Raw genomic sequence first — 12729 nt, forward strand, 5'->3', positions numbered from 1 at the left:
GATGCTCAGTTCGCTCATGGCTGCTGTCGGGTCAGAAAGTACGATGGTGCCCGACGAAATGCGGCTGACTGCCGATGGTAAAGAGCTCGTGTACCAACTGCTCTGGCGCTCCGTGCTCATCCTTGTTCTCATATTCGCGATATTCCCCGTCTGGATGATGTTCACGACGTCGTTCAAAACCCGCGATGAAGTGCTGCAACTCGGGCTTGACATAATTCCGGCGGACCCCTATGTCCAGAACTACTTCCTGATGTTCCAGCGGTTCCCGCTCGTCGACTACTACGTTAACAGCCTGGTCATTTCGAGCGTGACAACAGTTCTTTCGCTGCTCATCGGTGGACTGGCTGCCTACTCGTTGTCGCGATATGAGTTCCCTGGCAAGGAGAAATTCGAGATGGGGGCACTCGCAACGCAGATGATCCCCGGAGTACTCATCCTCATCCCGATGTTTCTGTTGTTCATCGTCATGGACCAGTCGGCGAACGTTCCGATGAAAGACACGTACCATGGAATGATATTCCTCTATACGACGTTTACCGTCCCGTTCACCATCTGGATGCTTCGTGGGTACTTCGACACGATACCGACCGCGCTGGAGGAAGCCGCGCGGATCGACGGCTGTACGCGGACACAGGCCCTGTTCCGCGTCGTCATGCCGCTTGCAGCACCGGGCCTGGCTGCGACTGGGATGTTCGTGTTCCTGCTCGCGTTCAACGAGGTGCTTTTCGCGTCGGTCCTGGCGACCGACAACGTCACGCCGTTCTCCATTGGGATTCAGAACTTCCAGCAGCAGGATCAGACGATGTGGGGCCAGATGATGGCTGCCTCGACGCTCGCCGCTGTCCCACTGCTCGCAATCTTCGTCGTGTTCCAGCGGCAGATCGTTTCCGGGCTGACGTCCGGGAGTGTCAAGCAGTAATCTTCGGCTCCAGTGTTGTGGCGGTTCGCGATTCCAAACGTAGTTTTATATCCCCAGCACGTCGGATGTTGTTATATGCAGACTCAGACGGTGGCGAGTATGCCATTAACACAGAAAGTCGGCCAGTTATTCATGGCTGGCTTTGATGGCACCGAACCGACTGCTGGGATACGGGAACTGATTCGTGAGTACAACCTCGGCAACATCATTTATTTCACCCGAAATATTACGTCGCCGGCGCAGGTGGCAGCCCTCTCGGCGGAGTTGCAGTCAGAAGCCACAGCAGTCGGCGCTGGCCTCCCACTGTTCGTCGCCACCGACCAGGAGGGCGGCGTCGTCTCACGCCTCAACTGGGGCACGCAACTGCCGAGTCAGATGCTCATTGGGGCCTGCGATGACGAAGCGATGGCTCGGAAAGCAGGTGCGACCGTCGGACGGGAGCTACGGAGCCTCGGGATCAATCTGAACCTCGCGCCAGTCCTCGACGTCAACAACAACCCGGACAACCCCGTAATCGGTGTCAGATCCTTCGGTGAAAATCCCGAGCGCGTGGCCGCGCTGGGCGCAGCCATGGCCCAGGGCCTCCAGTCCGTGGCTGTCGCGGCCTGTGGGAAGCATTTCCCCGGTCATGGCGACACGGCAGTCGATTCACATCTCGACCTGCCGGTGGTCGCCCACGAGCGGTCCCGACTGGAACGCGTGGAGTTCGCACCGTTCGAAGCGGCGATACAGAGCGGTATCGACGCGATCATGACCACACACGTTGCCTTTCCGGCGATAACAGGCGACGCGGAACTGCCAGCGACGATATCGTCGGCAGTCCAGACAGCACTGCTTCGAAAGCAATTGGGGTTTGATGGGTTACTCGTCACGGACTGTCTCGAGATGGACGCGATTGCCGAAGGCGTCGGTCCCGCCGAAGGGGCTGTCCGTGCAATCGAGGCCGGGTGTGATATCGTCACTGTTTCACATACGCTCGAGCGACAGCGTGCAGCGATTGAGGCCGTGCTTACCGCCGTCCGAACGGGACGGCTTACCGAGGAGCGAATCGACCGGTCGCTGCAGCGCATCCGGCGTTGTAAACAGCAACGGATAGGTGCATCTGAGACTGCCGAAAAGCCGGAGTGGAATCGCTGTGCGCCCGAATCGAAACAGCTTGCAACTGAAATCGCAAACTGTGGGGTAACACTCGTCAGGGACGACAGCGAGACAGTGCCGTTCGATACGTCGCGTCACCTGCATGTGGTCAGCTTTACCGGAACGCGGGGGTCGCCCGCCGAGGACGAGCGCTACGACCCAGAGGCGGTCTCTGCTGCGCTCAGCGAGGTCGGGTTTGAAATCACGACCCATACAGTGGCGACCGGTGAGACTGTCGAGATAGCGGCAGAGAACGAGCAGATTGTCGCTGTCAGTTACGATGCCCTGGCAAACGAGTCACAGGCAGCGACGCTCCGGACGCTCATTGCGCACCACGACCAGCTGGCAGTCCTTGCCGTACGGAACCCATACGACCTCTCTGTCTGTCCAGATGCGGCCACGTTTTTGACGACCTACGGCTACTCACCAGGTGCGATTCAGGCAGCGGCGAAAACACTGGCAGGGACAGTCGACCCAACGGGGACGCTTCCGGTCACGATTCCCGACTGAGGTCGCTTCAACGACAGTGCTCGTGAAACGCCAGCGACCTTATCCGAGAAACTCCTGTGCGGACTCGTGCAGCGGGACGAACCCCTCCGCACTGCGGGCCCCGGCCTGTTTCCCGAACACGAGATTCTCGGCGCGAAGTCCGTCGATGAGGTTGTCGAACTCGGCGTCGATGCCGCCGTGCTCGACGAGGAACTCTACCTGAGACTCGTGTTTCTTGATCGCTGTGACCTTCTGTTCCAGGTACCCATCGATATCGATGAACATGGAGGGGGTAAACTCCGATGTCGGCTTGCCGAAGTAGTAGATGTTGTCCGGATCACAGGGTTCGAAATCCGTCTCAACGAGGGGGAGCGAAGCCATGTAGTACGCGTCCGTCACTAACCGTGACGTCGCTCGGTGGTCTGGATGCAGATCGTCTTTGTAGTGCGTGAGGATGATGTCCGGGTCGTACTCCCGGATTACATCCACCATCTCTACACGGTTCTCCAGGGAGTAAGTGATCCGCCCGTCTTTGAACTCGAGGAACGCGACTTCCGACGCGCCTAACACTGCCCCCGAGGCGCGGGCCTCCTGTTCGCGGACTCTCCCGACGGCTTCCTGTGAGTCCGTTCGCAGCCCGCCGTACTCTCCCCGAGTCATGTGTACGATACTGACCTCGTCACCGCGTTCAGCGTGCTTTGCTATCGTACCGCCACAGAAGACATCTGCGTCGTCTGGGTGGGCAACTACTACGAGGACGTCCATACTATGCTATGGTATTGTAAGTTATTATTTATATCTTTTCTCTGTTACAGATGTGTGAGCAGGCGGTCGACGACGTACGCAGCACCGTCTTCGTCGAGACACATCGGGTTGAGAACAATCTCGCCCTCGTCGATGCGGTCCTCGCCGACATACACGCGTGGGTCCTCGCGCTGCAGTTCTGACACCAACGCGGCTGCCGAAAGAGTCGATTGGGAGGGAGTTATATCCACAATGATCCGTGGAGCAACACTCTGCTCACCACCAGCAACAACTGTGGTCTCTACGCCCGCTGCCTCAAGTTGGCTCGCCATGTTTTCGGCGAGGTTCTCCCACTCGGCGACAAGCGCTTCCTGATCCTCTTCGATGAATAGTTCTAGCGCGCGAATGAGGCCGACAAGTTCCTCCTTGCCGACCTTGAGCGACCGTCCGATTCCCTGTCTGGGAACCCCATCGAACCGTTCCGTATCGATAAGCGAGCTGGGTGGGTTCCAAACCCGGCGGTCGACGTGCATATCCTGGTGCTGCACAGCGATTGAACGGATATACTGACGTTTGCCGGCGATGATACCCGTCGTCTGTGGGCCGCGGATTCCTTTGCCACCGCTGAACACCACCATGTCCGCTCCCTGCTCGACGAAACGAGAGAGGTTCTCAATGGGCGGCACCTCGGCGGCAGCGTCGACAATCACGGGAACATCGTGTCGGTGTGCGATCTCCGAGACAGTCGAGAGGTCCGGCTGTGTGTATGTTTTCTGGACGTACGCGACCCCGGCAGTGTTTTCGTCGATGGCGCTTTCGATCTCCCAGGGTTCCACGTTTGTTGCGCCAGTGCCGAGATGGTAATCGTTTGTCCCGACATCGACAATGTTTGCGCCAGCCGCTCGCAGTGCGTGGTCGTACCCCGTCCGGTGAGTCCGGGGCATCACGATGTCGTTTGGTGCGTCTGTCGGATGGGGTAACTCCGACATGGTCTCCGGGTCGTCCCCCGCGATTGCGGCAGCCGCGGCCAACAACAGGCCGGCCTCAGCACCCGGCGAAACGTATCCGGCTTCCGACCCGGCGATTTCAGCGATCTGTTCGGAAGCCTTTGCCTCTAGATCACTCAGCTGAACGAATTCGTCGGCAGCAGCGCGCATGGCGTCCGCGGCTTCCTCTCGAATGAGGCTGCCGCCAATCCGCGTTTTTGTGCCCGCTGCATTGACGACCGGCGTGACACCCAACTGACGATACACCGACTCTGACTCTGTTGTGAATGGAACCATAGTTGTGCTCTTTTCACTACCGCTAGTCCCGTATACGAACTCAAACCCGCTCCAGGTATATGAAAGATTCCCATCTATAATCGAAAAACACAAACTATTATATATCTCTGTGGAACAATAACAGATATCGCATGGCACAGTTAGAGCTCGATAACCTTGTCAAGACGTTCTCCGACGGGAGCGACGAGGTTGTCGCTGTCGATACGGTGAATATGTCGCTAAACGACGGCGAGTTTCTGGTACTGGTCGGCCCATCCGGCTGTGGAAAATCGACAACCTTGCGGATGGTCGCCGGGCTTGAGACGGTGACTGAGGGTGATATTCTGATCGGAGACGAGTCTGTCATCGGCACCGAGCCCCGTGACCGCGATATCGCGATGGTCTTTCAGAACTACGCGCTCTATCCACATATGACCGCAGAGGAGAACATGTCGTTCGGGTTGAAGATGACGACGGACCTAGATACAGAAACGATTGAACAGCGTGTAACCGAGACAGCCGAGATGATGGGCATCGAGGACTTGCTTGATGATCCGCCAAAGGAGCTATCTGGGGGCCAGCAACAGCGGGTGGCGCTCGGGAGAGCAATCGTTCGGGACCCAGCGGTGTTCTTGATGGACGAGCCACTGAGCAATCTGGATGCCAAGCTCCGGACGAAAATGCGGACCGAGCTAAAGAGCCTCCAGAACGAACTCGACGTGACAACGATCTACGTTACTCACGACCAGACGGAGGCAATGACGATGGGCGACCGTATCGCTATTCTGGACGATGGCGTGTTACAGCAGGTTGGAACGCCACTGGAGTGTTATCACCGTCCAGCCAATCGGTTTGTCGCCGGGTTCATCGGGTCGCCCTCGATGAACTTCATTCCTGCCGCTGTCGAGGACGGGTCGCTAGTGCACCAGGAGTTTACCTACGAGCTGTCCGCTGAAACCGCCGCCCAGCTCGACGGGTACGAGGAAGTCATCCTCGGTGTCCGGCCTGAAGATATTCAGCTCAACACCGCGACTGGCCCGGAGCAGACCGTTACCGCGACCGTCGACGTCGTCGAGCCACTTGGGGACCTGTTTCATGTGTACGTGACTATCGACGGGCAGCAGTATACGGTCACCGTCGAGGATGGAGCAAACCTCGGGAATGGCGTCACGGTCGGATTGCGGTTCCCAGAGGAGGTCATCCATCTGTTTGATGCGGACTCCGGCACTGCGATCAAGAACAGTGAAACGGAAATCGACGAAGAGAATCCGGTTGCAGCCTGATTTTTCTCATTCCGCGACGGCCGATAGAACGTGGCTTGAGAATACCCGAGAAGGGTACCAGTGGTAGTGACGGCCGGAAGAATACCAAAGGAGCCACTGGGAGGACCAGCGCGGAACCGACCCATTTTGACGGCTCTGTGAGCAGGGCTTGCTGACGAGATGGTCTGAGACGTGCTTGCTCAGTATTCAATATTTCCGCTCTGCGAGCGGGTGTGGGAGTTCGTTTCGTAATGTGAAATTTATTCACGCAGTCACCAGCGAGGCGCAGTCACTTGCGATATGAACTGTTGTCGTTGTGAGGGGTCAGTACCACAACGGCACTGTATTTCGTAATACGACATCCGCATGGCCATCAGATAACAGGCGTACAAATATTATCGAAGTCGTCGACTGCTCTACACGTCTCACTAGGCGTCGGGAGCAGGGGAGAGACAGATGCAACCCTGACTGAGATTCAACACCTGTGAACAACCCTCACTGTAGGCCGGATGGTTGCACTGCGCTCTGGAGCGCACATACCTCAGAGATACAGCCATAGGATAACAGGCGTACATCTATTATCTAATTCAGAATCAGCCTGAGAGTTACCGGCCGTAGGTGATAGTGTCGGCGTTGGAGTGCAGACCAGTATCGAGGCGATACGAGAAGCGATTGCGGTTGTGCAAGGAGAGTGCTGAGCACGAACAGGGCGAATCGAAACGGACTGGGGGACCGTGACAGGACTAGTCCCGGTAACGCTGCTATCCTCGCTATATTCTCATTTGTATTTCGTATGCTGCGGCCGAGTTCAAGCTGATTGAACATCCTGGTGTACAGCAAGTGCCACGTCCGACATCTGCATCGGCCGGCATTAGAGCACCGGGACGACGCCGCCTTACTCCGTTTCTCAGTGGCAATACAGTGATCAGTAGGCACGTAAACGGACGGACGGAATTTAGGAGAGTCACTGGATTGCCGAGTTTTGGGTAGTATATCATGGTGCAGTCGTCGCGATGCCACTGGGAATACACCTGATAACACAGTCCCCGGACACAGAGTTCAATCTTGTTGAATAATTTTATAAACAGTTAGCCGAATATACGCGTATGACAGGACAAGGTCCGATAGAGTCCGCCGGGAGGGTGCTGGACATTATTGAAGCACTGAAAACGGAACAGGCACTCGGCGTCACTGAGCTGGCAGAGCGGGTGGAGATGCCCAAGAGCACAGTCCACGTTCATCTCTCGACACTCCAGAGCCGAGGCTACGTCGTCCAGGACCAGAACAAGGCGTATCGGCTGAGCTTGCGGTTTCTGGATATCGGGATGAAAGTCCGCGAGCGGCAGGAGATGTACCAGGAGGTCGCCCCGAAACTGAACGAGATAGCCGACGAAACCGACGAGAAAGCGTGGTGGATCGTCGAAGAGAACGGAAAGGCGGTCTTCCTGGCCAAAGCGCTCGGCAGTCGGGCGATTCAGACAAACTCACAGATCGGCCAGTACACCGAACTGTACAGGCTCGCTGGTGGCATGGCAATCCTCTCAGTGTTGCCGAAACACCGGCGGGAGACAATCCTCGAAAGCTACGACTACCCCCTCCCCGACGGTCGGGAGCGGCAGGAACTCGAAGCAGAACTCGACGAGATTCAGGACCGCGGCGTCGCCTACGGCATCGACCAGTTCCTCGAAGGCGTAGCCGGCGTCGGTGCCCCGCTGGTAGACAACGCCGGCAACACGTACGGTGCCATCAGCGTGTCGGGACCAGCGAACCGGCTGGACTCCGAACGCATCGAAAACGAACTGACCGACCTTATCCGTGGGATCTCCGGCGAGCTACAGGTGAATCTCTCGTATCAGTAGTTCTACTGACTCGAACACCACTGATCTGGGCAAGACACCTGTGAGACCGTTCGAATCCCTTCGGAACAACGCTATAGCACGATAGAAGCCGATTCAATAGAATAGAACTGACCGTGTTATATGTTGACACTCTTGATGTGTTAGCACTCTAGTGGTCGTTACCGCTCGGTGCATGGGGCTCGAACTATGGTCGGTAAGCCCCGTCTCGAACGGGGCCCTGCGCTATACGGCTAGTGACCGGGGATCGGGTCGTGCCCGGCGATTGTCGCCATAGTCAGTCAGTGACACCGACGCCGAGGTGTCTGTCGAGTACGTCCTCGTTGTTCTGGATCTCCGCCGCAGTCCCCTCGTGGACGATCTCGCCCTTTTCGAGGATGTACGTGTACTCCGAGACCGCCAGTGCGACCGGGATGTTCTGCTCGACGACCAGCACCGTGATACCCTGTTCGTTCAGTTCGAGGATCAGGTCCTCTATCTGCCGGACGACATAGGGTGCGAGCCCTTCCGTCGGTTCGTCAAGCAACAACAGATCCGGGTCGGCAGTCAGGGCGCGGCCGACCGCGAGCATCTGCTGTTCGCCACCGGAAAGGACCGACCCGTCCTTGTGTTCTCGCTCCGCGAGGTTCTCGAACATATCCAGTACGTCGTCGACTGACGGCCCATCAGGCGACTCGGCACCGATTTCACCCATTCTGATGTTCTCTCGGACGGTCAACTCGGGGAAGATCCGTCGCTCTTCGGGAACGAACCCGATGCCGCTCCGGATCGTCGCCTCGGAGTTGCGTGTCGTGATGTCCTCGCCGTTGAACGTTATTGACCCACCAGTCGGGGTGATGTTACCGACAATCGACCGTAGCGTCGTCGTCTTGCCGACGCCGTTGCGCCCGACCAGCGACACAACGCTTCCGCGTTCGACATCCATCGAGACGCCCTGTAGCACCTCGGTCATCCCGTACCCGGCCCGGACATCTTCGAGAGAGAGGAGCGGGTCAGTCATTCTCGGACACCACCGAGGTACGCATCGCGGACGTCTTCGTTGTTTGCGATCTCGTCGGGTGTCCCGCTTGCGAGTTCTTCGCCGCGAGTAAGGACAGTAATCCGGTCCGAGACACGCATCACGAGGTCGATATCGTGTTCGATGAGCATCAACGACCGATCCGAGAGGACCTCATCGATGAGGTCCATCGTGGCCTGTGTTTCCTCGCTACTCATTCCGGCGGTCGGTTCGTCGAGCATGACGAGGGCGGGGTCTGTCGCCAGCACGAGCCCCAGTTCGAGTCGTCGCTGATCGCCGTACGCCAGGGCCTCCGCGTGCTCGTCAGCCCTGTCTTGGAGCCCGATCTGTTCCAGCACCGTCCCGGTTTGCTCCGTGATCTCGTCGAAGCCGTTCTTGTCACGGAACAGCGCTTCGCTGGGATTGATCTCGTCACTGTGGACGGACTGTGCTGCCAGCCGCACGTTTTCTCGAACGGTGAGACCGCCGAAAACGTTCGTAATCTGGAACGAGCGGCCCAGTCCGCGGCCAACCCGTTCGTGTGGCGCGACGTCAGTGATGTCCTCACCTTTGAACCGCACGACACCCGCTGACGGCGATAGTGCGCCAGTGATGAGATTAAACGTCGTTGTCTTCCCGGCCCCGTTTGGCCCGATAACGCTCCTGAACTCACCGTCCGCAACCGACAGCGACACGTCGTCAACGGCGGTGAGCTTGCCGAACCGCTTCGTCAGTCCGTCCGTTTCGAGTACAGTCTCAGTCATCGCTTCTCACTTCCGGCTCATCCATGTCGACAGGACCGTCCGCGTTGTTGGCCGTCTCCAGCCGTTGTGCGACGAGAGACGGAATCGATACGATACCGCGTGGGACGAACAGCACGAACAGGATAAACATCGTCCCGATGATAAGCCGCCACTGGTCGGTGTACGACGAGAGGAACTCCTCGGCACCGAAGAAGACACCGGAGCCGATCATGGGACCGTACAGTGTCCCCATTCCGCCAAACAGCGCAATGACGATGACTTCACCAGAGTGGATCCAGTTGAGGGTCTGGTCCGGTGAAATGATGACTGTCGACGGACTGATTGCGAGGAGGCCGCCAGCCAGTCCAGCCATTCCGCCGCTGATGACAAACGCCCGGCGCTTGTATCTGTTGACGTCATAGCCGATGAACTCCGCTCGCTCCTCGCTTTCCCGAATCGACTGCAGGACACTGCCAAACGGCGCGTTCATCATGCGCCGAGCGAACAGGAACGACAGCAGGGCGATGAGCAAGGCGAGATAGTAGAACACGAACTGCTGTCCGAGTTCGTAGCCGAGGAGCCCGAACTCGATGTTCGAGAGCGACGCCCCGACAGTACCGAATCCGAGGAACGCTTCGAAGCCGAGCAGGCCGTCGCTCCCGCCGGTAAAGTCGAACTTGAACACAGCGCTGTAGAGCAGTTCCGCGAACGCCAGCGTGATCATGGCGAAGTACACGCCGGAGACCCGAATCGAGAGGCTGCCGACGATCCAAGCTAGGACAGCACAGATGAGAATCGCCCCGAGCAACACGACGAAAACCGACTGCGAATAGTGCAACATGACGAGCGCGGCGGTGTACGCACCGACGCCGTAGAACATCGTGTGGCCCAGGGGGACCAGGCCGGCATAGCCCATCACGATATCGAGACTCAGTGCGAAGATAGCCCAGATCAGGATCTCGTTGAGAACGACGAGGTAGTACTGGTCGCCCATGAACAGAATCGCGAGTGGGGCGAGCGCGAGCGCGACAACGGCGATACCGCCGAGCCGTACCCGTGTGCTGTCCGCCAGTACCCCGCCGTACCCCCCGACGAGGATCTCGCCCTCGCTTTCCGACTCGTCACCTCGCGTTCCGAACAGTCCTTGCGGTTTCACGAGCAACACGGCGATCATGAGCAGGTACACAGTCAACCCCTCGAGATTGGGAACGCTCAGCGTGACATCGCCGACCGTTGCCACGACAGACCCACTGTAGGCCCGCATCAGCGTCTGGACGACACCGACGAGCAACCCGCCGAAGACGGCACCCCTGAAGCTACCGAGGCCGCCGAGGACGACGACAACGAACGCCGGGATGATGACGCTGTTCCCCATGCCGGTGTTCACGTTCTGGTAGCCGCCGAGGACGATCCCGGCGACGGCAGCGAGCGCCGCACCGACACCGAAGACCAGCGTGTAGTACTGGTCGATGTCGATACCGACGTTGCGGACCATTTCGCGGTCCTGCGATCCGGCACGAATGATCATCCCGTACTTCGTCCGGTTCAGCAGGTACCACGTCACGACCGCGAGCAGCGCCGCAAAGACGATCATGAAGTAATTGTACACGGACACCTGGACGCCCAGTATGGACACTGGCCGACTCAGATACTCCGGGACAGCTAGCTGTCGTTGCTGTGTCCCCCAGATAAGACGGATACCGTCGTTGATCACGAGCACGAGCCCGAACGTCAGGAGAATGTGATATAACGGGTCTCGACCGTACAGCGGTCGGACAGTCGTTCGCTCGATAGCGGCACCGATGAGGCCGACGGCGACCGGTGCAACCACTATCGCGATCCAGAACCCAGTCCCCGCGCCGAACGGCGCGATGATGCTGAGGGAGAAATACGCACCGAGTGCGAACAGTTCGCCATGGGAGAAGTTGATCACGTCCATCACGCCGAAAATGACCGATAGGCCGGCGGCTAGCAGGACGTAAACCATCCCCAGGGTGAGGCCATTCAGCAGTTGTTCGATGAAGTCGGCAGCAACCATTGTGCTACCTACATCTCACAGCCGAGGTCACTGGCTGGTGGCAGCGTCTCCGAACCCGGGACCTGTTCGAGGAGTTCGACATCCGCTGTGTCGCCATCGCCTTCGACGAGTTCGGCCATCCACGTCGGATTGGTGGCCTGGTGATCGCTCTCCCGAAGCGTGATATCCCCAAGCACTGTCGTGAACGTGCCTCCTTCGAGGGCGTCCCGGACATCCCCCGGTTCGGTGCTCCCGGCTTCGTTCATTCCTTTGGCCATCAGCCGTATCGAGTCGTAGCCGACGCGGGCGAAGTTGCCGGGCTCTCTGTCGTTCTCGCTGGCGTAGGCCTCGACGAATGCCTGATTGTCCCCGGTCTCGAGCGAGGGGTCATACCGAGCGCCGCCGAAGGTGCCGACGCTGTTCGACCCGGTCCCGGCACGGACGCTCTGGAACGTCTGGGTCGGACCGACAACAGCCATCTGGTCGGTGAGGCCCTGATCTGCGGCCTGGTTAGTGAAGTTCACCAGATCACCACCGGTCATCCCCAACACGACCACGTCAGCGTCGGAGTTGCTGATCTGCGTGATGAACGAGCCGTAGTTGCTGGCACCCAACGCCGACGTTGATGTCCCGACCTCGGTGTAGTCGTCACTGGCACTCTCCATTCGTCTGCTCGTGCGGTTGTACACCGAGTCGCCGTACGCGTAGTCCGCGTAGTGGAACCAGACGTTGTTCCCCAGATTGTTGACTGAATACGCCGATATCGCCTCAGCGATCTGTGCAGTGTTCGTTTCAAAGCGGAACACCCATTCGTTGCAGGCAGACCCGGTGATCGGAACCGCTGCGCCGCCTGGGAAGTAGATATGCTCAGATTGCGCGGCAAAGTCGTTCAGCCCGAGCGCAACGGAGCTTGAAATCGCACCGAACACGAACTCTGCCCCCTCTTCCTGAACGACACGCTGGGCCTCGGACTGTGCGGCCCCGGCCTCAGTCTCTGTATCGCCCGTCACCAGCTCGAACTCGAAGTCGTAGTCGTCGTTGTTGTTTATCTCCGTTACAGCGAGTTCAGCGCCAGTACGCTGGCCCGGCCCGAGAGAGCTGAACGGGCCAGTCATTGGATTCAGGCTCGCGACGGTCACCGCCTCCTCGCCACCTGTTGATCCACCTTGGCAGCCGGCGAGGCCAAGCGCGCCGACCGCGCCAGCGGCGGCGATGAACTGTCTCCGTGAACGGTCGATTCCCACACTACTGTCTGGTGAGGTACCTTCGCTCGACATAGGTTCATTATCTATTGTTAAGCAAA

10 protein-coding genes are annotated in these 12729 nt (G+C 58.6%); 4 read left to right on the forward strand and 6 right to left on the reverse strand.

Annotation, left to right across the window (positions count from 1 at the left end; translation table 11 throughout):
• The first annotated feature begins 1 nt into the window (after window position 1).
• Entirely contained in the window at window positions 2–919 is a 918-nt protein-coding gene (locus tag HAH_RS16700; protein WP_014030876.1) for a carbohydrate ABC transporter permease, read from the forward strand.
• Window positions 920–1018: 99 nt separating this feature from the next.
• Window positions 1019–2566: a beta-N-acetylhexosaminidase gene (gene nagZ / locus HAH_RS16705; protein ID WP_144443776.1), complete on the forward strand. Its 1548-nt coding sequence runs from the start codon at window positions 1019–1021 to the stop codon at window positions 2564–2566.
• A gap of 39 nt (window positions 2567–2605) precedes the next feature.
• Here nagZ and HAH_RS16710 read toward each other — a convergent pair whose 3' ends face one another.
• Complete coding sequence (locus HAH_RS16710) at window positions 2606–3310, reverse strand: PIG-L deacetylase family protein (protein ID WP_014030878.1); 705 nt, start codon at window positions 3308–3310, stop codon at window positions 2606–2608.
• 44 nt (window positions 3311–3354) lie between these two features.
• Window positions 3355–4572 carry an aminotransferase class V-fold PLP-dependent enzyme gene (locus tag HAH_RS16715; RefSeq protein WP_014030879.1) on the reverse strand — a complete coding sequence of 406 codons (1218 nt, stop codon included), beginning with the start codon at window positions 4570–4572 and terminating at the stop codon, window positions 3355–3357.
• Between the two features lie 131 nt (window positions 4573–4703).
• Between HAH_RS16715 and HAH_RS16720 the strand changes: the two genes are divergently transcribed.
• Both HAH_RS16720 and HAH_RS16725 read left to right on the forward strand, forming a co-directional pair.
• Window positions 4704–5834, forward strand: coding sequence for an ABC transporter ATP-binding protein (locus tag HAH_RS16720; RefSeq protein ID WP_014030880.1), 1131 nt, complete (start codon window positions 4704–4706; stop codon window positions 5832–5834).
• Between the two features lie 1085 nt (window positions 5835–6919).
• Window positions 6920–7672 carry an IclR family transcriptional regulator gene (locus HAH_RS16725; RefSeq protein WP_014030881.1) on the forward strand — a complete coding sequence of 251 codons (753 nt, stop codon included), beginning with the start codon at window positions 6920–6922 and terminating at the stop codon, window positions 7670–7672.
• 274 nt (window positions 7673–7946) lie between these two features.
• Here HAH_RS16725 and HAH_RS16730 read toward each other — a convergent pair whose 3' ends face one another.
• From HAH_RS16730 to HAH_RS16745, 4 genes are read right to left on the reverse strand one after another with little or no spacing between them, the layout of a single operon-like run.
• Entirely contained in the window at window positions 7947–8669 is a 723-nt protein-coding gene (locus HAH_RS16730; protein WP_014030882.1) for an ABC transporter ATP-binding protein, read from the reverse strand.
• Window positions 8666–9430, reverse strand: coding sequence for an ABC transporter ATP-binding protein (locus HAH_RS16735; protein ID WP_014030883.1), 765 nt, complete (start codon window positions 9428–9430; stop codon window positions 8666–8668). Before HAH_RS16735 ends, HAH_RS16730 begins: the two co-directional genes overlap by 4 nt.
• Window positions 9423–11447: an ABC transporter permease gene (locus HAH_RS16740; RefSeq protein ID WP_014030884.1), complete on the reverse strand. Its 2025-nt coding sequence runs from the start codon at window positions 11445–11447 to the stop codon at window positions 9423–9425. The genes HAH_RS16735 and HAH_RS16740 overlap by 8 nt, the downstream gene beginning before the upstream one ends.
• 8 nt (window positions 11448–11455) lie before the next feature.
• Window positions 11456–12703 (reverse strand): ABC transporter substrate-binding protein, encoded by a 1248-nt coding sequence (locus HAH_RS16745; protein WP_014030885.1) that lies wholly within the window; start codon window positions 12701–12703, stop codon window positions 11456–11458.
• Window positions 12704–12729: the final 26 nt, after the last annotated feature.

The sequence above is a fragment of the Haloarcula hispanica ATCC 33960 genome (assembly GCF_000223905.1).
GTDB lineage: Archaea > Halobacteriota > Halobacteria > Halobacteriales > Haloarculaceae > Haloarcula > Haloarcula hispanica.